Genomic DNA, 24,457 nt, shown 5'->3' on the forward strand with positions numbered 1-24,457 from the left:
TCACGTATAAAAGTGGCAAAAGTTAATATAGAATTCAGTTTTTAAGTCAAAGTCATAAATAAAGGACATCATCATGATCACCCTTCACACTAATTTTGGTGACATCAAAGTTGAGCTAAACGAAGAGAAAGCACCAGAAACATGCGCGAATTTCCTGCAGTACTGCCGTGATGGTTTCTACGACAACACGCTATTCCACCGTGTTATCGACGGTTTCATGATCCAAGGTGGCGGCATGGAATCTGGTCTGCGTGAAAAAGCAACTCGCGCACCAATCAAAAACGAAGCGAACAATGGCCTGAGCAACAAAGTGGGCACGCTAGCAATGGCACGTACCATGGAACCGCATTCAGCAAGTTCACAGTTTTTCATCAACGTGAACAACAACACTTTCCTAGATTTCCGTAGCGAGAGCCTAGACGGTTGGGGTTACTGTGTATTCGCTGAAGTGGTTGAAGGCATGGATATCGTTAACCAAATTAAAGGTGTAAGCACAGGTTCTCAAGGCATGCACCAAGACGTACCTCTTGAAGACGTTGTCATCACAGGTACCACAATCGAAGAATAATGATTGTCAGGGAGAGCACTACGCTCTCCCTCGTTGTTTCTTCAGGTTAATAAAATATGACCACATTATTTATTTCAGACCTCCATCTCTCTTCTACCACACCAGACATCACTGATTGCTTTATTCGCTTTATGCGTGAAGAAGCCGTTCATGCTGACGCCTTATACGTTCTCGGCGACCTGTTCGAGTTTTGGATTGGCGATGATGACCGCTCAGATTTTGCCAAGCAAATTCGTCGCGAATTCAAGCAACTGACCTCTCTTGGTGTACCTTGCTACTTCACACAAGGTAATCGCGACTTCCTCGTCGGTAAGCGCTTTGCCAAGCAAACTGGTGTCACCTTACTGGGTGATGAGACAGTGATTGACCTGTACGGCAAAAAAGCCGTGGTTTTGCACGGGGACACACTGTGTACTGAGGATGTAAAGTATCTCCAGTATCGAGAGAAAGTGCATCAACCATGGCTACAATGGTTGTTTAATCGCATCCCAATGTTTATTAAAAAGAAGATTGTATCGAAAGTTCAATCTGATATTAGTACCGACAAACAAACCAAATCACTCGACATCATGGACGTGACACAAACAGAAGTGGAAGCGGTCATGGCACACCATAACGTCGATTTGATGATTCATGGACACACTCATCGCCCTGATGTCCATGTATTCACCGCGCACAATCATAAAAAAACCCGCATTGTTTTAGGGGATTGGTACACCCAAGGTTCAGTTCTGGTCTATGCTAAAAATAACTTCGAGTTACAAGCTAGGCCATTTCAACCTTCTCAAGAAAAGGTTGTTTAAACGGTTCAATAATCATTGGATTTTGGCTGGTCCAGAAAAATATAAGAGACGTTGGAACTAGGTTTTGAAAAACTCATATATTGCCAGACAACCGATACTGAACAGTGACAAACAGACTGTTGGCTATGAACTGCTCTTTAGGGATGGTCCTAAAAATACCTTTCCTGAGGTAGATCCAGAACAAGCCACCAGTCGATTGCTGTCTGATCACTTCCTTAATACGCATTACGAGACGCTCGGGGACAAACTTGGCTTCGTTAACTTCCCGTATCAAAGCCTATTAAATCGAGTGCCAACGTTGTTTCCCTCAGAAAACTTTGTCGTCGAAATATTAGAAGACTGCCCGCCAACTGAAGAACTGCTTGATGCAATAAAAGATATGGCAGCCAAAGGCTATACCATTGCACTAGATGATTTTATCCCTAATAAGGAGTGGCGCCCTTTTCTTCCTTATGTCGCGTTGATTAAGTTTGATATCCGATTAGTGCCAATTGAGAAAGCCCATATTTTCATGAAGCGACTCAAGGGCAGTAACATTCGTTTCCTTGCCGAAAAAGTTGAGACTTATGAAGAATTTGAACAAGCGAAAGAAGCTGGGTTTGAATACTTCCAAGGTTACTTTTTTAGCAAGCCTGAAATGATCAGCAAAAAGGCGCTGGAACCTTCGTTCATGACGGTAATTCAATTGTTGACGGAGATTTCGAAACAGGACATTGACTACAACGCAATTGAATCTTTGATCAGCAAAGATCTGTCGCTTTCTTATAAACTCCTGACTTTTGTCAATTCCTCAGCCATCGTACAGACACAAATTCAGTCTTTCCACCAAGCATTGGTTTATCTTGGTGAAGACAAGTTGCGTAAATTTATTTCTTTGGTATCTCTGGCATCGACTCAGGATAGTAAACCCGACTACCTGTACGGGCTATCTATTCAACGCGCTCGCTTCTGTGAGCTGATCGGTGCAAAACTACAAGTTGAGCTCGAATCCGGGCAGGCCTTTCTTACCGGTATGTTCTCGCTGCTAGATAGCCTTCTAGATAAGCCGTTGGAGCTGATAGTGAATGAAATTCCTGTTGAAGAAACCGTAAAGCTGGCATTGACGCAGAATGAAGGCATACTAGGCAGCATTCTCATGTTAACCGAAGCGTATGAGTTAGCTGATTGGGAAGAGGTATCCGACCTTAGCGGGTCTTTAGGCTTGAATCCACAAGATTTAAGTAAAAGCTATGACGCATCCGTTAAATGGACTGCAGATCTTCTCTCAGTATCAACAAAATAGCGCTTCATTGGAGCCATCATGCAACACTGCCCTTGTGGTACAGAAAAAAGCTACAGCGAATGCTGCGAGCCAATTCACCTCGATCATTCTAAAGCCACAACTCCTGAAAAATTAATGCGCTCCCGCTATAGCGCACACGTTAAGCATCTGGTCGATTACGTCGTAGATACTTATCATCCAAGTTGCAATGCCACTGAACAACGTGAAGGGATTCAACAATCGATAGAAAGCGATTGGTGCAAACTTGAAGTCATCAATACAGAAGCAGGCAGCGATAAAGACGAAGGCTTCGTTACCTTCAAGGCTTATTTCAAAGAAGATAACGTGCAGCACTGTCTCGAAGAGCGCTCACGTTTTGTGCGAGAAAATGGGCTATGGTATTACATTGACGGTACGTTTCCAGAGCCAGACATTGATCCACGGCTCAATCAAACTATAAAGAGTTTCAAAGTCGGCCGAAACGATCCGTGTATTTGTGGTAGCGGTAAAAAGTTTAAGAAATGTTGCGGTTAACTACAGGCTAGATAGTAAAAAAGCAGGATGATTATCCTGCTTTTAGTTTCTGAGCTTAGTAAAGCACTAAGCGTCCTTATTTGGGTTAACTCTCACAATATCTTGTTGATCTTGCTTGAATTGCTTTTTCAGTTCCGCTTTTGACTTAAAACTGATCTCGCCCCCTTGGGCCACTGTCATATGTTGTGCTTCTGCATTGTGCTTAGATTGATACAACATCACAGCTTGCATACACGAATCTCGCTGCTCTTGAGAAAGTGGTGTACCCTCAGGCCACTTCCCCGTTTCTACAGCATAGAGTAGACGCTCGTATGCCTCTGGTGTAATGGCATTAATTAACTGCTCTGCGTCCATGGTCTATCCTTAAGTTGTAACTGAGATGGAAAGAACATAACTGGCTGGCATTCTGAGTCAAGATTGCACCCAAGAATAAGTGTAACGGATCACAAGCAAATCAAAATATGAATCATATAAAAGCACTACTAATCTTCAGTCTGGCTATTGCGTTATCAGGGTGTTTCGAAAACCGTCAGAACACCGACAAACTGTGCGCAGACAACCCTAGCTTACAATGTGAACGGCTTAATATGAACGATGGTCAATGCCGTGTTCCTAGAACCGATTTGATTTGGCATCGGAATGAAGTACGTAAACAACCGACCGACAGCAATATTATTGATGAATACCATTTTCTGGCCGCGTATAAGAAATGTCTTGAGTTGGCATCGCAAATCCAACCGATTGAGCAAGCCGGACTCAAAGAGCGCCGATTTAACGCGCTGATTAACTCCGGCGAAGACCTGGAAAAATTAGTCGAACGAATTCGCAAGTCATCTTCACCAGAATCACTCTATTTTCTATGGAGCCAAACTGGCGATGATGAAGCGCAAAGAAGCTTCCTCCAACTCGAAGGTACACCCGCTTTAGACACGCCAGAAATGCAGTATGCACTGGCGACTTTCTATACCAGCCGCGATCTGGAGAAAACCATAAACTTGCTCAACAAATCACTTGAGCTGAGTAAAGGCAAGAACCTCAACACGGATATCTTCAAAACACTCGCCAGCATTACCTATCAATTGAATCGCAAAGAACAAGCTTATATCTGGGCAATGGTCGCAAATCGCTTTGAAGTACCCATTATTGGCTCAGAGCAAGAAATGCAGATTCTTTACGGGTTCAGTAAGGACAAGTACAAACAGCTTGACGGTATTGCCGATAATATTGAAAGCGCACTAGATAGCGGCACTTATCAAAGAAATATGGTTCCTAGCTTCAATTAGCGTCGACAAGTTGAAAGGATTAAACAATGAGCGGTGAATTAATCACCGCTTTTTATTGAATTGTTGAAAATTAACGACACAGAATTTACACAGAATCTTTCGCCTGTTGTCTTTGGCCCATCTGGAAAAACGTGACCTAAGTGGCTATCACAAGCTGCACATCTAATCTCTGTTCTCACCATTCCGTGACTTAGATCTTCCAAATAACGAATAGCCTGATCATTAATAGGGGCATCAAAACTTGGCCAACCACAACCGGAATCATACTTGTTATCTGATTGAAATAGAGGGGCCTGACAGCAAGTACAAGAATATACCCCAGTTTCCTTGTTGTGCAGTAACTTACCTGTGAACGGTGCTTCTGTTCCCTGCTCTCGACATACTCGATATTCTTCTTCAGAAAGCTTTTCACGCCAGTATTCATTTGGTTTGATGACTTTTTTATTATCCTGTTCCACTTTGTCTTTTTCTCCGAATTAATCACTATTACTGTGACTTTTTTTCTCAAAAACTTGCGCAATTTATTGTTTGTAGCACATACTTTGAATCCATAAAAGGACGCTTAAACTTTGATCAAAAGTGAAAGCGTTTGATCTATTTTACGTCAACTGGTTAGACAAGAAACCTATAATCCGTTCAAAAGATAGTCAATTACGACTGATTGTGAAAAAAAGCGACGCTTTTTTTTGACTTTAAACAAGTTAAGTCCGATTATCTGTTGCAGATTTTGACTGGATTCTGTAATTTTACTACCAGTTATCTTTAATCAGAAATTAAGTTGTGGAGCAACTATAATGACTATCAAAGTAGGTATTAACGGTTTTGGCCGTATCGGTCGTTTCGTATTCCGTGCAGCACAAGAGCGTAGCGACATCGAAGTTGTAGGTATCAACGACCTGATCGATGTAGAGTACATGGCATACATGCTTAAGTACGATTCAACTCACGGCCGTTTCAACGGTACTGTTGAAGTTGAAGGTGGTAACCTAATCGTTAACGGTAAGACTGTACGTGTTACTGCTGAGCGTAACCCAACTGACCTTAAGTGGGACGAAATCGGTGTTGACGTTGTAGCTGAAGCAACTGGTATCTTCCTAACTGACGAAACTGCACGTCAGCACATCACTGCTGGTGCTAAGAAAGTTGTTCTAACTGGTCCTTCAAAAGACGCAACTCCAATGTTCGTAATGGGTGTTAACGACAGCACTTACGCTGGTCAAGACATCGTTTCTAACGCTTCTTGTACAACTAACTGTCTAGCGCCTATCGCTAAAGTTCTTAACGACAAGTTCGGTATCGAATCTGGCCTTATGACTACAGTTCACGCTACTACAGCAACTCAAAAAACTGTAGATGGTCCTTCTGCTAAAGACTGGCGCGGTGGTCGTGGTGCTTCTCAGAACATCATCCCATCTTCAACTGGTGCTGCTAAAGCTGTAGGCGTTGTTCTTCCAGAACTAAACGGCAAACTAACTGGTATGGCTTTCCGCGTACCAACTGCTAACGTTTCTGTAGTTGACCTAACTGTTAACCTAAAAGAAGGCGCATCTTACGAAGCTATCTGTGCAGCTATGAAAGAAGCTTCTGAAGGCGAGCTTAAAGGTGTTCTAGGTTACACTGAAGACCAAGTTGTTTCTCAAGACTTCATCGGCGAAGTTCAAACTTCAGTATTCGATGCTAAAGCTGGTATCGCTCTAACTGACAACTTCGTTAAAGTTGTATCTTGGTACGACAACGAAATCGGTTACTCAAACAAAGTTCTAGACCTAATCGCTCACATCTCTAAGTAATTAGATAGTTAGCAATTAGCGAATAACTTCGTTAAAGAAAAGGCGGCTCTAGAGTCGCCTTTTTTGTATCTGGACTTTGAGGTTATACAAACTCGACATTGCAAATAATGTGCGAAGTATGTCGAAAAGCTCTCCCCAGCGATAGGAAACTACACATGGATTTAAAAACTCTCCCAGCCCTAACCGTGTTATCTGACAACGTCACTATCGTTGAAGTTGATCAGGTTAAAGTCGTCCGCGTTATTCATGAAAAAGCAACGGCAGGCATCGCGCTACACGGTGGCCATGTCGTATCGTTCACACCAGCAGGCCAAGAAGATCTGATTTGGATGAGCGACAGCGCCATTTTTGATGGTAAGGCAGCGCTTCGTGGTGGCATTCCAATTTGCTGGCCTTGGTTTGGCCGCATTGCTGCGCCTGCACATGGCTTTGCTCGTACCAGTGAGTGGTCACTGCTACAACATCGTGAAAATGAACAAGGAGTTGTGATTGAGCTCGAACTGAAACCTTCAGAGCAAACGCTATCAATCTGGCCACATAAATTTGATGCGCGTTTAATAATAGAAGTCAGCAACGAGCTTAAAGTGACGCTCGACGTCACCAATACTGATACGACACCTTGGGCATTTTCAGGGGCATTGCACACGTATCTTAACGTAGGCAACATCAAACAAGCACAAACTACTGGGATGGGCTCTGAGTACATCGATAGCCTAAAAGCAGGTGAAATCTGCCAAGGTGACAAGGTTCTTCAACTTACTGATACTATCGACCGTGTTTACACTCAACCAGAAGCGCAAATTTTAGTGAAAGATCCAGTGTTGGATCGCACACTAAGCGTGGAGAACCAAGGCCACAACTCGGCTGTATTATGGAACCCATGGGCACAAGGTGCTGAATCTATGTCAGATATGACGAATGACGGGTATTTAACAATGATGTGTGTCGAATCTACTCTTCACGCACCAAGCATTGAACTAGGAAAAACACTTCAACCTGGTGAGTCACATCAACTTATCACCTCTATTTCCGCTCAATAACTCTTTTTCTGCAGGCTATTAGCCTGCAGTACCTCCCTCCCGAAATTATTCTATGCCCGCTCAGGTCTTTTACTCTACACCCGCTGTACAAACACATTTTTTGACTTGCTTATTGTTTGAATAATTAATAGGAATCAATTTTAGCAAATGGATAAGTCGTTATTATTATTCTTAATTTACAATAAGAGCTCTATTTTTCAGCGATAAGACACGTCTCTAAAGACAGGATAATTAAAAAATGTTCGAGAAATTCAAAAACCAAAGTGTTGGCTTTCAATTAAAGTTGGTGATACTGCTTTGCTTGTTGGTCTCTTTTGTAGGGACCGCTACCCTCGTTTACCGTAATGCCTCTAAAGTGCTCCTTGATACCACACTTAAAGGCCACCAATCAGAGGTCGAAGCAATGGCAATGACCATTGCCGGCCAATTTAACGCTTACCTTCATACCGCAAAAGTTTTGGAATCCACCTTTAGAAACGGTTATCTGGCAGGCGTCTATGTTGAAGACTACACCGTCGACTTCAATGGTAAACAGGTTCTAAATGTGACTCAATATGGTGAGAGCCTGATCAATGATGAAAAACTGGTTGATAGTTTTACCCGTGATACAGGGGCAGTAGCCACGCTATTTGCTCCGTTAGATGGCGACTTTATTCGTGTTTCAACTTCACTCAAAAACCCATCAGGTACTCGCGTGGTTGGTACAACATTAGGCAAAAACCATCCGGGTTATAACAAGCTAATGAGCGGCCAACCTTACTACGCTCAAGTTAAGCTTTTTGGCGAAAACTATATTACCTATTACGCCCCCCTCAAAGACTATCAGGGCAACGTGAGTGGCATCACCTTCATCGGGCTACCAGTCGAACAAGCGACCCAAGATCTTTTTGAATCATTACGTTCAATAAAATGGGGCGATACGGGATATAGCATTGTGGTAGATAACCGTGAGGACAATTTGGGTCGCTACCTATTGCACCCAATTCATGATGAAAACGCTCCACCCATCATCGATGTCGCCGACTACAATGGCAATAAACCTTTTCATCAGATTTTCGAACAGAAAAGTGGTCTGATCCGTTACCCATACGAGTATCAGGGTACGGTTGGAGAGAAATATCTAGTCTACACAGAAGTACCTGGTTGGGACTGGAAGCTGCTTGGGGGGACGTTCATCAAAGAAGTCACCAAAGGCAGTGACACCTTGCTCAAGCTGATCATTACGATTGCTACGGTAGTGGCGATTGCCACCTTCATCATTTTGACTATTTTCCTGAACCGTAACCTCAAACCACTAACGGTACTGAACGGGTATATGTCTCGCCTAGCAAAAGGTGAAGTAAGTTTAGATATACCAGCGACAGGCAAAGCATCTAAGAATGAAATCATTAACCTGAATAACGGCGTCGCCAATATGGCAGGACAACTGAACTCCCTGGTCAGCGAGATTCGCTCTACGAGTGACGCAGTTCAGGAAGCGTCGCGTAGTGTCTCGCAGGATGCCAACCAGAATCTCAGCCAATCAGACCTACAGCAGCAACAGGTTGAGCAAGTCGCAACTGCTATTGAAGAAATGGCCTCTTCCGCACAATCAGTAGCCGAGCAAGTAGAAGCAATTGCTGAAAACGTCCGTCTCACCAACGAAGATAGCCAGTCGGGGCTAGAAAAAGTTGAAGGAGTTTGTATTGATGTCGCGCAGTTGAATGATCAGCTAGATAATTCCGCGCAAGCCATTGAACAGGTAAACAAAGACAGTGAAGCTATCCAGACTGTCACAAAGATGATTGACGAAATTGCCGAACAAACCAATCTGCTTGCTCTGAATGCTGCAATTGAAGCAGCACGTGCAGGAGAACAAGGCCGTGGTTTTGCTGTTGTAGCTGATGAAGTCCGTACCTTAGCGCATCGCACACAGACGTCTGTTCAGGATGTCGTATCTATCATCGAGAAGCTAAAAACGTCTACAGGTAACGCCGTGAATCTGATGACTCAGAGCCAAAGTAACGCGAATCAGGTATTGGATAAAGCCCAAGAGGCAGGCTCAGCACTAGAGGCCATTGCGTCACAAGTGCAATCTATTGCCACTCAGGCTGATACGATAGCGGCGACTTCTGAAGAGCAAGCGAATGTATCACAGGAGATTGCGTCCAATGCAAATTCGATCAGTGAATTGAACCGAGAAAGCCGAGCAACCAGCGCTAAGACCACTCAAAGTGCTGAAGAGCTGCAAACTCAAGCCGGTTCGTTGAAACAACAAGTCGACTTCTTCCACTAATACGAAAAAACGGGCAGGACTTTTTCTGCCCTTTTTTACCTCTATGCCGCCCTTCCCATGCTAGTCTGAAAACACGGTTCCTGTTAGAATTCGCGCTCATTTTGTCATCCTGAGATCGTTATGTCTTATACCTGCCCTTTATGTCATCAAAGCCTGTCACTCACTGAGCGCACCTATCGCTGTGAGAACAACCATGCTTTTGACTTAGCCAAAGAAGGCTACGTCAACTTGATGCCAGTTCAGCATAAGCGTTCTAAAGATCCGGGTGATAACAAAGAGATGATGCAGGCCCGTCGTCGCTTTTTAGAGAAAGACTACTATCGCCCGATGAAAGAGAAAGTGGCTGAGATCTGTGCTAAATACCTTGAAGGCACTCAGCACCAGTTACTTGATATTGGCTGTGGTGAGGGTTACTACACCACAGAAGTCGCGACGCAGCTTTCAATACAGCACTCACAAGCAGTAACTTATGGTCTCGATATATCTAAAGTGGCTATTCGCTACGCGTCTAAACGTTATACCAACTGTTCATTTAGCGTAGCGTCGAGTACTCGCCTGCCTTTTTCAGACAACAGCCTTGACGCCGTGCTACGTATCTATGCACCTTGTAAAGCAGAAGAGTTAGCACGAGTCGTGAATGGCAATGGTGTCGTCATCACAGTCACGCCTGCGGGTCGTCACCTCTACCAACTTAGAGAACGTATCTATCAGGATGTCAGATTGCATAGCGAAGAAGCAGAAATCATTGATGGATTTAGTCTTGAAGAAACACTCAAACTCACTTACACAATGCCATTGCAAGGTGGCGATGCACATGATTTGCTCCAAATGACACCTTTTGCATGGAAAGCTAGTGAAGAGCTGCGCGATCGTCTGAAATCAGCTAAGTTATTTGAATGCGAGGCAGACTTTATGATTCGTATCTATCGCAAACAGCCTGATTAATTTACTAGATAATAATTCTCATTTAGATTGAGTTATCTTCCTGCCTCCATTAGTATGCTCGCATCATATTTTGGAGGCATTTCATGCGTAAGCTTCTCACTATATCTTTGGCATGTCTGACTTTGTCAGCTTGTTCCACTGCTCCTCATCAAGAAATAACCAGTTTCTACGACTATCAACTCTTCACCCCACACGCTACAACCGTTTCGCTAACCAGTCTTCCCGAAGACATTCAAAAAGCTGACATTATTTTGGTGGGTGAATGGCATACCCATTCCGGAGTTCATCGCTTTCAAACCGACTTAGTCAAAGCGCTTATTTCACAAGGCCATAATGTGGCTGTCTCTATGGAGCAATTCTCACGTGACAGCCAAGATATCGTCAATCAGTACCTATCTGGTGAAATTGGGGAGCAAACGCTGATTAAAAACGCCAGCGCTTGGCCAAACTATGAAAGTGACTATCGCGCGCTAGTTGAACTGGCAAAAGCCAATCAGCTCGATGTTATCGCGGCGAATGCGCCGAAACCCATCGTTCGCTGCATTGGGCGGCAAGGGGTTGGTTACCTCGATAAACTTCCCCCTGAGCAACGCGCGAATGTGGCCGAGAAAGTGAATGTCACATCGAGCCCATACAAAGATAAATTCATGGCTTCGATGCACCATGGCAAACCTGAACAGACAGAAAAACAGTTTGCCGCTCAGGTGGCTTGGGATGAAACCATGGCAGAAAGTATGACTCACTATCTGGAGCAGAACCCTTCCAAACAGATCGTTCATATCGCCGGCAAGTTTCATATTGAAGACGGATTAGGGACCAAAGCATCGATTCTCTCTAGAAATCCAGATTTACGTGTTGTTGTGATTACGCCGACAGGTGACGTTATCTCTGAAAGCGACGACTACCAACTAGAGGTACTCGCTCCTCCAGCGCGATATGTGCAAATGGAGAATCGAATGAAGGCATACCACAGCCTAACGAAAAGAAACGAGGATTTATCTTGCCTCTAACCCGGCATCCATTTTGCTCACTTTGATAAGATCCATTGAACTAACATCATGTAAATTCAATAAATAGCAGTTTTTGATATGTAATGGATAAATCAGGCATGCTTTGTGCTTGATTCTATTTCATACAAAATCGACATATTTTGCACAAGTTTTTCGCTCATTGGTCGATATATTCCATGAGGATGATGTAAGGAGATCGCTATGACACCAGTAGGAATGGAGCCAGCTAAGCTGACACCAGCCCAGCAGGTCAAGCCTCAAGCGAATCAAAGTGAGCCAAATAATGGCCCGGCTCCGCTTAAAGTGGAGCAAAATAAAGTCACGCTTTCTGATGAAGGAAAGGCGTTGCTTGCCGCTTTGCAGGAAATTGATAAGGAAGCGAAAGCCGCAGAGAAGGCGGATAAAACCGTCGGCGATAAAGTAGAGTCCTTCACACATGGTGCGTTAGGTATTGATAAACCTGACGAAATCAAAGAAGAAGATGATGGTGCTTATTCTGCGGGGCAATATCTTTCCGCAGCGGCAACAGTGGGCGGAATACTTCTAGCTCTGATATAGAGTTATTCCGACCATCTGTTTTTTCTTCATCAAGCTTAATTGACGCTAAGTTAAACAGTGTCACCACTCCGCGCCTAGCTGTAGCTCCATAATTTGTGGCACATTTCATTTCGGTTACGCTCAACTGACAACGGCTTTTTCACTGTGCGCTAAGCCCGCCATCTTTCTATTGCGAAGAAAAATACAGTTCTTCCAGTTTTACTTGCCCGACCTCCCCTAACAAACCACTGCTGCTCACCTCTCGATGTTACCGCTACTTTTAATATCAAAAGACTCACTTAATTGAACTTTATTTCGTGTTAATCAACACAAAAATCACCATGCAATCGATTTTATAAATTAATTCATTGATGACACAAATGTGAAATGTAACAGTGATTTAATCAGGACGCTTTTACAAATAAGGACAATTCGATGAAGCACTTAACAAAACCTCTTGTCGCGGCAGTCGCGACTTCTGCGCTCTCTTTTAATGCACTTTCTGCAGAAATTAAAAACGTTATCCTGATGATTGGTGATGGGATGGGCCCACAGCAGGTTGGCCTGCTAGAAACTTATGCCAATCAAGCCCCGAATTCCATTTACCAAGGTCAACCGACGGCACTGTTTAAACTCGCTCAGGAAGGGGTTATCGGTTCCTCACTGACCCACCCCGAAGATGCGATTGTGGTTGACTCAGCATGTTCGGCAACCATGCTTTCAACGGGTATTTATACAGGCTCCGAGGTCATTGGTATCGACTCTCAAGGTAACCATGTTCAGACTGTTTTAGAAAAAGCTAAAAGCATGGGCAAAGCAACCGGGTTGGTTTCTGATACTCGCCTCACTCATGCTACCCCAGCCTCATTTGCCGCGCACCAACCTCACCGATCTCTAGAGAATGACATTGCATCTGACATGTTGGAAACGGGAGCAGATGTCATGCTATCCGGCGGTCTTCGTCACTGGATTCCAAAGTCGACCAACGACAAAGGTGAGACATACAACCAGCTGAAAACGCTGACCCAGGGCGATGTTTACCTTAAGTCTAAGCGCAAAGATGACCGTAACCTGCTCACTGAAGCGCAGCAAGACGGTTACTCACTGGCCTTTAACCGTGACATGATGGCAAAAGCGCAAGGCGATAAGCTGCTTGGTCTGTTCTCCTACTCTGGTATGAACGACGGCATTGCTTATAGCGTGAGTAAAAATGATCCAGAGCGCACCCAACCAAGCCTTAAAGAAATGACAGATAAAGCGCTGGATATCCTTTCGAAGGACGAAGACGGCTTCTTCCTCATGGTTGAAGGCGGCCAAATTGACTGGGCTGGACACAGTAATGATGCCGGCACCATGCTGCATGAGATGATCAAATTTGATGAAGCCGTCAATACCGTTTATCAATGGGCGCAAGGCCGTGAAGATACCATTGTCATCGTCACTGCTGACCATGAAACGGGATCCTTTGGCTTCAGCTATTCCTCTCAGGATCTGCCAAAACCTGAGCAACGTGATGGCGAAGCTTTTGCCGAGCGTAGCTACGCCCCTAACTTTAACTTTGGTGCATTTCAGATCTTAGATGGTCTATACAACCAGAAGAAGAGCTATTATGGCATCGTGAGTGAGTTCCAAAAGCTGGATAAAAATCAGCAAACTGCCGCTAAGTTTGCTGAAATGGTGAACAAGAATACCGATTTCCCAATCACTTCAGGTCAAGCTGCGAATGTCCTTGCCAGCAAACCTAACCCATATCGTTTGGCAGGGCATAAGTACTTGTCTGTTGAAGAAGTTCCGGCAATTAACGACTTCGATGCCTTCTTCCCATATAACGATCGCGGTAACCTGCTTGCACGTGAGCAGGCAACTGGCCAAAACATTGTTTGGGGCACGGGTACGCACACACATACACCGGTAAACGTGTTTGCCTGGGGGCCAGCAGAGGCCATTATTCCTGTGTCTAAAATCATGCATCACTCAGAGCTGGGTGAATACATCAAGACGCAAGTTAAATGAGCAAACCTTGAGACTTCAGCAAGATAAAAACGCCTTTCGGGGCGTTTTTTAGTGACATCGTTTTCTGTTGACTCGTACTGAATGGCAGGTTAGAAATAGCGGTTTATCATTATTCAGCATCGTATTATGTGTGAAATCTTTTCTAATCAACCTCAAGAAAACTATCAGATTATTGCCCGCTCGATCCGAATTGATGGCCACGCGACCAGCATTAAGCTCGAAGCAAGCTTCTGGCAGATCTTAGAGGAAATCGCGCAGCAACAATCAATGACACTGCCCCGCTTTATCAGCGCGATTTACGCTGAAGCATTGAAATACAATGGGGAAATCAAAAACTTCACCTCCCTACTTCGCTGTGCGTGCCTCATCTATCTTCGCCAACCCGATGATGTTATGGAAGCCGTCAAACAGCAGCTCATCGTGAATAGTTAAAATCTTTTCGCTGTCGTACTCCGGTACTACCTTACGCTAAACATTTCCCCTTATTCTTCTCACCAACAGAGCAAGGGGAAGATAATGGCAAAGCTAATTCACACTATGGTGAGAGTACAAGACCTTACCGCTTCGATTGAGTTTTATCGCACAGCACTTGAGCTTGAGATGAAAGACCAATTCGTTTTTGACGGCTTTACCCTTACCTACCTAGCCAATCGCGAAACCGGTTTTGAGTTAGAGTTGACCCACAATCACGATACGAAAGAACCGTATAGTCACGGAAACGGCTACGGGCATATTGCAGTCTGTGTCGATGACATTCATCAGACACATCACAAACTCGCCACGCTAGGATTAGCTCCCTCTGAAACGAAAACCATGCAGCATCAAGGTACTGATCTCGCAACTTTCTTTTTCATTACCGATCCCGATGGATACAAAATCGAATTCCTACAACGTCAGGGAAGATACCAATAAACAACAACGAAAAATCAATAATTACAGAGTAAACATAATGATAAATTTAACCGCGACTTTTCACGCAAAAGCTGGCCAAGAAAGCGTACTGCAGTCCTTATTAATCGCCATGCTAGAACCTACCCGAAATGAGCCAGGATGCTTACGCTATGACTTATTAAAGGACAGCAGCAACTCGGCAATATTTATGTTTCAAGAGCAGTTCACTGACAAGCAGGCTTTTGATGAACATTGCCAACAGGCGCACTTTCTCTACCTTTTAGACAGTTTGGAAGGTTTGCTAGAGCAGGAACCGACTATCACCTTTTACGATCAGTTATAAACGCAAAAGAGCGCCATTGGCGCTCTTATTCTTATTTAATCACCCTGTTTTACCATATGTAAGTGCACATCTTGCTGAGGGAAAGGAATCGATATGCCTTCTTGATCAAATCTCAGTTTCACTTCACGTGTGACATACCAGTACACATCCCAGTAATCATCGGTTTTCACCCAAGGACGAACGATGAAATCGACCGAAGACGTATTCAGTATATGCACACGAATATTAGGTTCTGGATTGCGTAATACCGCCGGATGAGAGTCGACAATATCCTTTAGCACTTTCTCCGCTTTAAGAATGTCATCGCTATAACCGATGCCAAACACCATATCAACGCGACGCACTCGTTCATGGGTAACATTCTTAATTACATCACCCCAGATTTTGCCATTCGGTACAATAATGATTTGGTTGTCGAATGTCTTGATGGTGGTGTTAACTAAGCTCATGTGACTCACCTTGCCATCAACGCCACCAGCAAAGACAAAATCCCCGACATCGAACGGACGATAGATGAGCAGCATCATACCTGCTGCGAAGTTGGAAAGCGTATCCTGAAGCGCAAAGCCGACAATTACCCCTGCAATACCAAAACCCGTTAATACAGGAGTAAGGTTAAGCCCTATTTGAGACAGCCCGATCAGAATACCAATAATCCATACCGCATTGCCTGACATGGCGATAAAGAAGTCTTGCATCAGCTGTGACATTTTGAGGTTTTTTGAAACCACCGTTTTACTGACAACTTTCCTCGCCAACTTAGCAAGAATCTTAGTGACCAGTAGAATCAGAATAAAAACGAACAGCTGGAACAAGTGCTGCGGGGCATTGTTGGCAATCCAACTCCAGAAATTGTCCGACCAATGCGTTACAACAGAAAGTGCGACCTGCCAGTCCAACAAATCCTGCGTCACGCTACCTGTAACTTCAAACATCAGACGTTTGTATTCGGCGGTCTTAACTGATAATTGATCGGCAATGGAGACTAGAGAGCTCAGGCTATCACCAGCAATATTGAGCCTTTGTTGAATCACCAAGCGACTGAGTTGAAGGCTGGATTTTTCTGACTCTGGGCTAATGGAAAGCTGCTTATCTACCACATCAATCTGCTGGCTAAAGTACTCCACCGACGCAGAGACCAGACGCAATCGCTTGGTGATAAAACTTTTAAATTGCTTTTCTTCTAGAGTCTCATCGACACCCAGTTGCTTGAGCCACTGGATATTCTGCCAGCTCGACTCAACCACTGTATCAAGATAATGTTGTAGCTCCTGATAATCATTGAGCATCGTCAGACGCTGTTCGTCTTTCGCTTCATTGAGTTTTTCGCTGAGTGACTTTATCTTACCTTCAAGATACTCGGATGCTCCTTGAGAATAAGCTTGCTGAGTTGCGACCTGCTCAATCAACGCCTCTTTAGGCAGCTTATTTTGTTCAATGGCAGTGGCCAGAATCGATCTTAGTTCCTCATTTTTTTGAAACAGTTTCAGTTGCAGCGCGTCTCTTTCATCACCAATCGCACTTTCAAGTGTCACCGTCAGTTCTTTAAGGTCAGCGTTTATCTTGGTGATCGCCGCTTCAGCCCTTGATACTGTAGGAGTTTGCGCCAATGCCTGAAAGCTCAGCATCCACGCCATCAACATAACAATGAACAGACAGATAAAAGATCGATTGGTGAATCCAAAGTTGTGGTTCATATACACCTCGAAAGCGGCACTCTTCTTGTGCAAGCTTTTGTTTAAACAATGATTACTAAACAGTGTATATCAACAAAACGTATTGGCGAGTCTTTGCCGTGTTAGCGATTGGCAAATACAAAAACAGCCGCAATTAGCGGCTGTTCTTGTATGGAATCTATTGTGCTCGATCAGGATGGTTAAGGATATGATCCTCCCAGTCCACCACATCAATCTCATACACTACTTTATTGCGTACACTTTCTCCTGCCGCATGCATCGCAGACTTAGAACCTGTAATCAGAGGGTGCCATTCAGGAATCGGCTGATTTTCTGCTAATAAGCGGTAAGCACAGGTGTGCGGCAACCAAGTGAAGTCATCAATATCGTCGCGGGTTAGCTTGGTACATTCTTCACCTGATGTGAATCGGTTTGGGTAGTCTTTGCACGAGCAGGTTTTGCTATTTAACCAACTGCACGCCACGTTGGTGTAGTAGATTTCGTCCGTGTCTTCATCCATGAGCTTATGCAGGCAGCACTTACCACAACCATCACAGAGAGCTTCCCACTCCTGCTCGGTCATTTGTTCTAGTGATTTGCTTTCCCAAAATGGCTGGCTCATAACATTACTTCGGTATCGGACAAGGGGAGCGTTTTATACCGTTTAGACGCGCAAAGTTCAAGGGCAATTTTTGTACGGAACAGAGAAGCAAAGGCAGCATTTAAGAGGCTTTCTGAAACTCTCTCAGATAAGCAACAGGTTAGCGAGTTCAACGGCCCCTGGCACGATGACCAAGCGCGTAAGTCTTTGGTGATTGTTTGAGGTATTTTGCTTTGTAATTGCCATTGAGATGCACCAAGGTCCCCCTTAATCGATCGAGGTGATAACGTTGCTCACTGCTGCCTAGATTAAACTCTAACGTTTCACCATCAAACGCAAAGTGTGTACTGATTAAGTCTTCGTTCCAATAGATCCCTTCTTCCGCCACATGCAGCGTATTGGCGGCATAGGTCGCCACATTCGACTCTTCCCACACACCAAGTAATTCCTGGCGAGCCTGTTGGTGTTCGTAATCAATAACGAAATAGATGCCAACACCAACCATAACTGCGCCAGCTATGCCAAGGACAGTCGCGACCTTGCTGGAATGTTTTGTCCAAAAGCTTTTATCGCTCATATGACTCGACACTCCTGATTGTATATTTCATTTCAAAACGCCTAAAAAGCGTTTCCCCTAACCTTTAAGTTTAGTGGAACACGCATAAAACTAACAAAAATATAAATTAGAGCGGAGCTGCTTTTACTCACACCACAGTTATATGGGCGACCAAGTCATGAATGACATTAAGTAAAAATGTAATGTGTCGAATGAACTTTATACTGCTATAGGCAATCTTTTTTGCTACTATCGCGCCCCTGTTTTTGATGAGACCGTCAATATGGAATGCCGATTAGGCTGCGGAGCGTGTTGTATCGCGCCAAGTATTTCCTCCCCGATTCCGGGTATGCCGAAAGGTAAGCCGGCTGGGACAAGATGTATTCAGCTCAATGAAGATAATTTGTGTAAGTTGTTTGGTAAACCAGAAAGACCGAAAGTGTGCCACGAATTTAAACCCTGTCCTGTCGTCTGTGGTAGTACGAACCAGCAAGCGATCGACAACATTACTGAGCTTGAAAATCTGACATAAAAAAGCCGCTTTATCATAAAGCGGCTTTTTCGTTTTAGAGGCTGAGTATCACACCAGCGATTGATGCACTCATTAAGTTGGCCATTACCCCTGCTGCAATGGCACGGAACCCATACTGGGAAATAAAGCTGCGACGCTCAGGCACCAAGCTACCCAGTCCACCAATCAGCATTGCCATTGTCGAAATATTCGCGAAACCACACAAAGCGAACGTCACAATCGCCTGTGAATGCTCACTTAGCTGAGACTTCACTTCCATTAGCTGAATGAAGGCAACAAATTCATTAACCACCACTTTGTTGCCAATCAGAGAGCCTGCCGTAATCGCTTCACTCCAAGGCACACCCAGCAGCCAAGCAACAGGTGCAAACAAGTAGCCTAAGATGAGCTCAAAACTTAGCTCCATACCTACCAGACCACCTATCCAGCCCAGCATGCCGTTAAGCATGGCAATCACACTGATAAATGCTAGCAAGGTGGCACCAACGGCTACAGCAATTCGTAAGCCGGACATCGCACCATCCGCCATCGCCTCAACAACATTGGTCGCGCGTGGCATATCGACATTGTCTATTTCAACCTGAGCGTCTATTTTTTCCGTTTCAGGAACCAAGATTTTTGCCATCAGCAAACCTGCAGGGGCTGACATAAATGCTGCCGCGATAAGGAAGTTGAGGTCCACGCCCAGCGACGCGTATCCGACCAGTGTACCACCAGCCACAGATGCAAGACCGCCTGTCATCACAGCAAAAAACTGTGAATCGGTCATCTGGCGCAGATAAGGCTTTACTACTAGAGGCGCTTCAATCATACCGACGAAAATGTTTGCCGTCGCAGACAGAGATTCTGCACGGCCTATTCCCAGCAGTTTTTGTAATCCGCCGCCGATCACATTGATCACTTTCGGCATTAGCCCAATATGATACAGACCGGAGATTAACGCAGAGAAGAAGACGATAATACCCAACACGTTGATGGCAAAGGTAAAGCCACCGGTTGCCAACCCACCAAACAAAAAGGCAATCCCTTCCTGACCATAGTTGATCAGATTCGACACCGCTCCGGTGACATTGTTCAGCACTTCCTTACCTGCCGGTACATAGAGGACTAACAGCGCAAAGGTAATCTGCAGAGCAAATGCTAAAGATACCGTTTTCAGGTTAATATTTTTTCTGTTGGTAGAAAGTAGCCATGCCAGTGCAAGAATGGCGATGATTCCGAGGATCGAGTTCATGGAAATATCCGACTAAAAGGGGCATTAAGAATGGCGTCGGATAATATTCCGTTACAAATGAGATGCAAATCCAAGTTGTTAAAATCCGGTTTACTTTCCACAACTTAAACTTTAATCAACGCATTAAGCTGCTGTTTTATATCAAGATAAACGTTTGCTTTTTCTTATTATTTCCATAAAGAAAAAATGTTTCCAAAAACAGAAATAATCTCAGGGCGAAAATCAGGCTTTAGATCGGTGGATATAGGGAGACAATCGTTTGTCCCAGTAGCAAGGTGAACCAATTTTCTTCTTGATGAACTCAATTACTGCTGTTGTCTTAGTCGGCAGGTAACGGCGGCTAGGGTAAACCGCATAAAATGGCATGTTCTGACTAGGTAACCACTCAGGTAAAAGCTGAATCAGCTGACCTTGTTTAAACTCGTCACGAATCAGATAAGTGGCAAGGTAAGCGACTCCCCATCCAGCGACAGCCGCATCTCTAACTGCTTCGGCCAGATCGACCGAGTAATTTCCAGACACCTTTACATTTATTTGATCGTCACGATTGGAAAATGCCCAACTGGTATAATCGCGCTCCCAACTTCGATAAATCAAACAATTATGATCAACCAAATCATTCGGGTGATGAGGGGTGTCATAGTTCATCAGATACTCTGGCGAAGCCGCGACTACGAACTGGCTGTCCGCTAACCGCTGTGCGACATATCCTTCCGGCAGCATCTCGTTATTGGTAATCCAGAGATCAAGCCCCTCTTGCAACATGTCGACCTTGTAGTCAAACAAATGCATCTCTACTTGCAGGTTTGGGTGTTGCAACCGTAACTCATCAATCGCAGGAAGAATATGTAAGGTACCAAACGACTGCGATAAGCCGATTCGAATCAACCCCGCCACTTCATCTTTTTGGCTTTCAACTTCCAGATGTGCTTCTTCAACACTTCGCACCACTTTCTGGCAATGATAGAAAAACTGTTCTCCTGCCTCAGTCGGCGTAAAAGTCCTTGTGGTTCGTTGGACTAACTTAACCCCTAGCGACTCTTCCAACAGAGCCAGTTGCTTACTGACATGTGAAACAGAGACACCCAGACTCTTGGCGGCCTGAGTAAAGTTTTTATGAGTAAGTAAGGCGGCAAACACCACCATTTGAGACGCGCGATCAGACAGCACAAGGACTCCACAAACTAAAAGGAGCTCCGAAGAGCTCCTAATCAAAACAATTAAAGTGCGATTCTATCGGCCAGATGGCTGACGGCTAAAGCGAAATAATAAGAGCGATTCCACTTCATCAACACATTATAGTTGTTGTATACCAGATAAACGCGGCCATTGGCGTCATCAGGGGCAATCAACCAAGCTTTAATATCTTCATCCAATTGAGGCAGTGGGCGTCCGTCATAGCGAGTGACCCCCATTTTGCTCCATTCCTGAAGGTATTTCCCTTTCTCTTCACTGCGACCCTGAATGCTGGTATCAAAACCGTGTGGCAGCTTAACCTGACGCCCCCAAGTATAGGAATCGGTCCAGCCAGACTGGCTCAAGTAATTGGCTGCGGAAGCAAATACATCGGCTTCGTTATCCCAGATGTCTTTTTTGCCATCACCGCTGCCATCCGCGGCATAAGAAAGAAAAGAGCTCGGCATAAACTGGCACTGGCCCATCGCCCCTGCCCATGAGCCCTTCATGTTCTCAGGCTTGATATGCCCTTCATCAAGAATCGTTAACGCTGCCATGGCTTCATTACGGAAAAATGCTTCACGTCGACCGTCATAAGCCATGGTCGACAGCGCATCAATCACACTGTAATTACCAGTGAATTTACCAAAATTACTCTCAACGCCCCAAAGCGCGACAATAAATCGAGGTTGAACGCCATATTCCTCACCAATACGCTGCAGCTCTTCTTTATGCTTCACGTACAACTCTTTGGCCTGTTTTACTTTCCAGTCAGGCACTGCACGAGGAATGTATTCATCCAGCGTGAGTTTTTTTTCTGGTTGGTTACGATCGGCTTTCACGGCCCGTGGTTTATACGTCACGTCCTCAAAAGCCGCAGAAATTGTTTGCTCAGAGATGCCTTTTTGTCGCGCCTCTTGTTTTAATCCTTCAACGTATTGCTCAAAGCTCAGCTCATTAGCCCAAGCTGAGCTCGCAATCGTCGCACCTAGTATGACTGACAATAATTTTTTCACATTGCCCTCCTTGAGCAACATTATGATTCGCCAACAACTTCCCTATTATAGATGAGAGAAATTATTCTGATTGCTGGCGCGCTTTTTGTTCTTTGTATTCGTCCAACAGGTTCTTTGGCGGTGGCGGTAACTGAAGGAAAAAGCCTTCATCTTTCATCGATTGCTTCACTTTTTCAATGTCGACTTGAGCCAGCTCACGCCCGTCCAAATTCACCATCATGACCATGGTAGGTTTGCCAAACATTTGCATCAATGTGTCAGGAACTTGTGAAAAATCATCCTTTTTCGGGATATATAGGTACGCGCCTTCTTTTTTAGAACTTTTGTAAATTGCACAAAGCATGGGAAGCCTTTTGTCTGTTTAGATTCAGAGAACGTCAATGTTTCGCTATTTTTGAGAGCAAAACACTCAATTGAGCGCAAGATAACTTGCTGTGCTTATTGTGGGAATATAACATGACAACCCTAGTCTCAGGCAACGTCCTTACGAGGTTCCCAAAAAAAGATGTCGAATTCACCGGACCTGAAAGGTAGTAGTTTTACTTTGTCCGTTTTACACCTTTCAAATAACGATGTTGAAAACACACTCCAATTTCTCAGTGAAAAAGTCGAACAAGCGCCGGCTTTCTTCGCTCAAGCCCCTGTTGTCATCAATATTTCAAAAGTTGATGGTGATATTGACTTTGCGAGACTAAAACAAGGGATTTCACACGCTGGAATGATTCCAGTTGGTGTGACAGGCGGTCGCGATAAACGCACTCAGAATCTGGCTTCAGAGGCTGGTTTTGCTGTTATGTCAGCCAGTAAATCCCCTTCTCAGGCTCCAGCAAAAATGGCACCAACCAAGATTATTCGCACTCCGGTACGATCTGGTCAGCAGATCTACGCCAAGGACTGTGATCTGGTAGTGTTAAGCCACGTCAGTGAGGGTGCCGAGGTTATTGCAGATGGTTCTATTCACATTCACGGAACACTCCGTGGTCGTGCGATTGCTGGCGCCAGTGGCAACACGGGCGCAGTGATCATCTGCAATAAGCTTAATGCCGAATTAATGTCAATTGCCGGTCACTATTGGCTCACAGAACAGTTTGCTGATGAATACTGGCAGAAGAAAGTTATGTTCAGTTTGGACAATGACTCGCTCAAGTTCGAGTTGTTAACCGTTTAAAGATTAATAAGGAACACATAATGGCACGCATTATTGTTGTCACGTCAGGTAAAGGTGGTGTAGGTAAAACCACGTCAAGTGCCGCTATTGCTTCAGGCCTGGCACTTAAAGGAAAGAAAACCGCAGTGATCGATTTTGATATCGGTCTACGCAACCTAGATTTGATCATGGGCTGTGAACGCCGCGTAGTTTACGATTTCGTGAACGTAATCAATGGTGAAGCCACGCTTAATCAGGCATTGATCAAAGACAAACGTACAGACAACCTCTTCATTCTACCTGCCTCTCAGACGCGTGATAAAGATGCACTGACTCGCGATGGGGTTCGCCGTGTATTTGATGAACTGGATGAAATGGGCTTTGATTTCATCATCTGTGACTCTCCGGCAGGTATCGAGCAAGGCGCACTGATGGCGCTATACTTTGCAGATGAAGCTATTGTAACAACGAACCCTGAAGTTTCTTCGGTTCGTGACTCAGACCGTATCTTGGGCATTTTGGACTCGAAGTCTCGCCGTGCTGAAGAAGGACTAGAGCCAGTTAGACAGCACCTGCTGCTAACCCGTTACAATCCAGCACGCGTTACACAAGGTGAAATGCTGAGCGTAGAAGATGTCGAAGAGATTCTGCATATCTCACTGCTTGGCGTGATCCCTGAAAGTCAGGCGGTTCTGAATGCTTCAAACAAAGGTGTACCAGTGATCTTCGATAACGAGACAGACGCGGGTATGGCTTACGACGACACTGTCGAGCGCTTATTAGGATCACAAGTGGATTTCCGCTTCCTAACCGAGCAGAAGAAAGGGATCTTCAAACGACTATTCGGAGGCTAAATGTCATTACTTGAATTTTTCCGCCCGCAGAAGAAAACGTCTGCCAATTTAGCCAAAGAGCGTCTGCAAATCATCGTTGCAGAACGTCGTAGTCAGGGTGACCCGTCACCTTCGTACCTGCCACAGCTCAAAGAGGACATTCTGAAGGTAATTGGTAAATACGTCGCTGTGGATCCTTCTATGGTTGATCTCTCTTTTGAACACAAAGATGACGATATTTCTGTACTGGAGCTGAATGTAAAACTTCCGGAAGACGAGAAGTAAAACCAGTGAAATAGAATTTAAAAGCCAATGCGAGAGCATTGGCTTTTTTAATGGCTGCAAGTTTTACCGCGCGTAACTTCTATCAGCACCTTTCAGCAATTCTTATAA

Annotated in this window: 28 protein-coding genes; 19 read left to right on the plus strand and 9 right to left on the minus strand. The window is 44.6% G+C overall.

What is annotated here, in order from left to right; all coding sequences use genetic code 11:
- Positions 1-73: 73 nt before the first annotated feature.
- The 4 genes from VIC_RS23630 to VIC_RS23645 all read left to right on the plus strand — a co-directional run bounded on the left by VIC_RS23630 (position 74) and on the right by VIC_RS23645 (position 3,166).
- Complete coding sequence (locus VIC_RS23630) at positions 74-568, plus strand: peptidylprolyl isomerase (protein WP_006962924.1); 495 nt, start codon at positions 74-76, stop codon at positions 566-568.
- A 56-nt stretch (positions 569-624) separates the two neighbouring features.
- A complete protein-coding gene (gene lpxH / locus VIC_RS23635; protein ID WP_006962925.1) occupies positions 625-1,371 on the plus strand; it encodes a UDP-2,3-diacylglucosamine diphosphatase in 747 nt (248 codons plus the stop codon).
- 64 nt (positions 1,372-1,435) lie between these two features.
- Entirely contained in the window at positions 1,436-2,653 is a 1,218-nt protein-coding gene (locus VIC_RS23640; RefSeq protein WP_006962926.1) for an EAL and HDOD domain-containing protein, read from the plus strand.
- Positions 2,654-2,671: 18 nt separating this feature from the next.
- Entirely contained in the window at positions 2,672-3,166 is a 495-nt protein-coding gene (locus tag VIC_RS23645; protein ID WP_006962927.1) for a YchJ family protein, read from the plus strand.
- Between the two features lie 66 nt (positions 3,167-3,232).
- On the opposite strand, the gene VIC_RS23650 is transcribed toward VIC_RS23645, so the two are convergent.
- Positions 3,233-3,520, minus strand: a complete 288-nt coding sequence (locus tag VIC_RS23650; protein WP_006962928.1) for a YeaC family protein — start codon at positions 3,518-3,520, stop codon at positions 3,233-3,235.
- Positions 3,521-3,627: 107 nt separating this feature from the next.
- On the opposite strand from VIC_RS23650, the gene VIC_RS23655 reads away from it, so the two are divergent.
- On the plus strand, positions 3,628-4,449 hold the full coding sequence (locus VIC_RS23655; RefSeq protein ID WP_021454951.1) for a DUF2989 domain-containing protein: 822 nt from the start codon (positions 3,628-3,630) through the stop codon (positions 4,447-4,449).
- Positions 4,450-4,487: 38 nt separating this feature from the next.
- On the opposite strand, the gene msrB is transcribed toward VIC_RS23655, so the two are convergent.
- On the minus strand, positions 4,488-4,907 hold the full coding sequence (msrB, locus tag VIC_RS26465) for a peptide-methionine (R)-S-oxide reductase MsrB (RefSeq protein WP_006962930.1): 420 nt from the start codon (positions 4,905-4,907) through the stop codon (positions 4,488-4,490).
- 336 nt (positions 4,908-5,243) lie between these two features.
- On the opposite strand from msrB, the gene gap reads away from it, so the two are divergent.
- The 10 genes from gap (at position 5,244) to VIC_RS23710 (ending at position 15,293) form a co-directional block, all read left to right on the plus strand.
- On the plus strand, positions 5,244-6,239 hold the full coding sequence (gene gap, locus VIC_RS23665; protein WP_006962931.1) for a type I glyceraldehyde-3-phosphate dehydrogenase: 996 nt from the start codon (positions 5,244-5,246) through the stop codon (positions 6,237-6,239).
- Positions 6,240-6,394: 155 nt separating this feature from the next.
- On the plus strand, positions 6,395-7,279 hold the full coding sequence (locus VIC_RS23670) for a D-hexose-6-phosphate mutarotase (protein WP_006962932.1): 885 nt from the start codon (positions 6,395-6,397) through the stop codon (positions 7,277-7,279).
- Positions 7,280-7,517: 238 nt separating this feature from the next.
- Positions 7,518-9,554 (plus strand): methyl-accepting chemotaxis protein, encoded by a 2,037-nt coding sequence (locus VIC_RS23675; protein ID WP_006962933.1) that lies wholly within the window; start codon positions 7,518-7,520, stop codon positions 9,552-9,554.
- Between the two features lie 120 nt (positions 9,555-9,674).
- Positions 9,675-10,499 carry a 23S rRNA (guanine(745)-N(1))-methyltransferase gene (rlmA, locus tag VIC_RS23680; RefSeq protein WP_006962934.1) on the plus strand — a complete coding sequence of 275 codons (825 nt, stop codon included), beginning with the start codon at positions 9,675-9,677 and terminating at the stop codon, positions 10,497-10,499.
- 83 nt (positions 10,500-10,582) lie between these two features.
- A complete protein-coding gene (locus VIC_RS23685; protein ID WP_006962935.1) occupies positions 10,583-11,509 on the plus strand; it encodes a ChaN family lipoprotein in 927 nt (308 codons plus the stop codon).
- A 201-nt stretch (positions 11,510-11,710) separates the two neighbouring features.
- Complete coding sequence (locus tag VIC_RS23690; protein WP_006962936.1) at positions 11,711-12,067, plus strand: hypothetical protein; 357 nt, start codon at positions 11,711-11,713, stop codon at positions 12,065-12,067.
- A gap of 414 nt (positions 12,068-12,481) precedes the next feature.
- A complete protein-coding gene (locus tag VIC_RS23695) occupies positions 12,482-14,059 on the plus strand; it encodes an alkaline phosphatase (protein WP_006962937.1) in 1,578 nt (525 codons plus the stop codon).
- Between the two features lie 126 nt (positions 14,060-14,185).
- On the plus strand, positions 14,186-14,491 hold the full coding sequence (locus VIC_RS23700) for a ribbon-helix-helix domain-containing protein (protein WP_006962938.1): 306 nt from the start codon (positions 14,186-14,188) through the stop codon (positions 14,489-14,491).
- 84 nt (positions 14,492-14,575) lie between these two features.
- Entirely contained in the window at positions 14,576-14,971 is a 396-nt protein-coding gene (locus VIC_RS23705; RefSeq protein WP_006962939.1) for a VOC family protein, read from the plus strand.
- A 37-nt stretch (positions 14,972-15,008) separates the two neighbouring features.
- Entirely contained in the window at positions 15,009-15,293 is a 285-nt protein-coding gene (locus VIC_RS23710; protein WP_039952567.1) for a putative quinol monooxygenase, read from the plus strand.
- Positions 15,294-15,328: 35 nt separating this feature from the next.
- Here the strand turns inward: VIC_RS23710 and VIC_RS23715 are convergent, their stop codons facing one another.
- The 3 genes from VIC_RS23715 to VIC_RS23725 form a co-directional block, all read right to left on the minus strand.
- Complete coding sequence (locus tag VIC_RS23715; RefSeq protein ID WP_006962941.1) at positions 15,329-16,990, minus strand: mechanosensitive ion channel family protein; 1,662 nt, start codon at positions 16,988-16,990, stop codon at positions 15,329-15,331.
- A 157-nt stretch (positions 16,991-17,147) separates the two neighbouring features.
- Complete coding sequence (locus VIC_RS23720) at positions 17,148-17,591, minus strand: YcgN family cysteine cluster protein (protein WP_006962942.1); 444 nt, start codon at positions 17,589-17,591, stop codon at positions 17,148-17,150.
- A 148-nt stretch (positions 17,592-17,739) separates the two neighbouring features.
- On the minus strand, positions 17,740-18,147 hold the full coding sequence (locus VIC_RS23725) for a DUF2850 domain-containing protein (RefSeq protein ID WP_006962943.1): 408 nt from the start codon (positions 18,145-18,147) through the stop codon (positions 17,740-17,742).
- 262 nt (positions 18,148-18,409) lie between these two features.
- On the opposite strand from VIC_RS23725, the gene VIC_RS26470 reads away from it, so the two are divergent.
- Entirely contained in the window at positions 18,410-18,658 is a 249-nt protein-coding gene (locus VIC_RS26470; RefSeq protein WP_006962944.1) for a YkgJ family cysteine cluster protein, read from the plus strand.
- Between the two features lie 34 nt (positions 18,659-18,692).
- Here the strand turns inward: VIC_RS26470 and VIC_RS23730 are convergent, their stop codons facing one another.
- The 4 genes from VIC_RS23730 to VIC_RS23745 form a co-directional block, all read right to left on the minus strand.
- Positions 18,693-19,892, minus strand: a complete 1,200-nt coding sequence (locus VIC_RS23730; protein WP_006962945.1) for a NupC/NupG family nucleoside CNT transporter — start codon at positions 19,890-19,892, stop codon at positions 18,693-18,695.
- 222 nt (positions 19,893-20,114) lie between these two features.
- Entirely contained in the window at positions 20,115-21,062 is a 948-nt protein-coding gene (locus VIC_RS23735; protein WP_006962946.1) for a LysR family transcriptional regulator, read from the minus strand.
- Between the two features lie 50 nt (positions 21,063-21,112).
- Positions 21,113-22,084, minus strand: coding sequence for a lytic murein transglycosylase (locus tag VIC_RS23740; RefSeq protein ID WP_006962947.1), 972 nt, complete (start codon positions 22,082-22,084; stop codon positions 21,113-21,115).
- Positions 22,085-22,145: 61 nt separating this feature from the next.
- Positions 22,146-22,427, minus strand: coding sequence for a YcgL domain-containing protein (locus VIC_RS23745; RefSeq protein WP_006962948.1), 282 nt, complete (start codon positions 22,425-22,427; stop codon positions 22,146-22,148).
- Between the two features lie 162 nt (positions 22,428-22,589).
- Between VIC_RS23745 and minC the strand changes: the two genes are divergently transcribed.
- The 3 genes from minC to minE are packed head-to-tail and all read left to right on the plus strand — an operon-like array spanning position 22,590 to position 24,349.
- Positions 22,590-23,252 (plus strand): septum site-determining protein MinC, encoded by a 663-nt coding sequence (gene minC, locus VIC_RS23750; RefSeq protein ID WP_006962949.1) that lies wholly within the window; start codon positions 22,590-22,592, stop codon positions 23,250-23,252.
- Positions 23,253-23,272: 20 nt separating this feature from the next.
- On the plus strand, positions 23,273-24,085 hold the full coding sequence (gene minD / locus VIC_RS23755; RefSeq protein WP_006962950.1) for a septum site-determining protein MinD: 813 nt from the start codon (positions 23,273-23,275) through the stop codon (positions 24,083-24,085).
- The gene (gene minE / locus VIC_RS23760; RefSeq protein ID WP_006962951.1) at positions 24,086-24,349 is read left to right on the plus strand and encodes a cell division topological specificity factor MinE; all 264 of its coding nucleotides are present in this window, start codon (positions 24,086-24,088) and stop codon (positions 24,347-24,349) included.
- The last annotated feature ends 108 nt before the right edge of the window (positions 24,350-24,457 follow it).

Source organism: Vibrio coralliilyticus ATCC BAA-450, assembly GCF_000176135.1.
Taxonomy (GTDB): Bacteria; Pseudomonadota; Gammaproteobacteria; order Enterobacterales; family Vibrionaceae; genus Vibrio; species Vibrio coralliilyticus.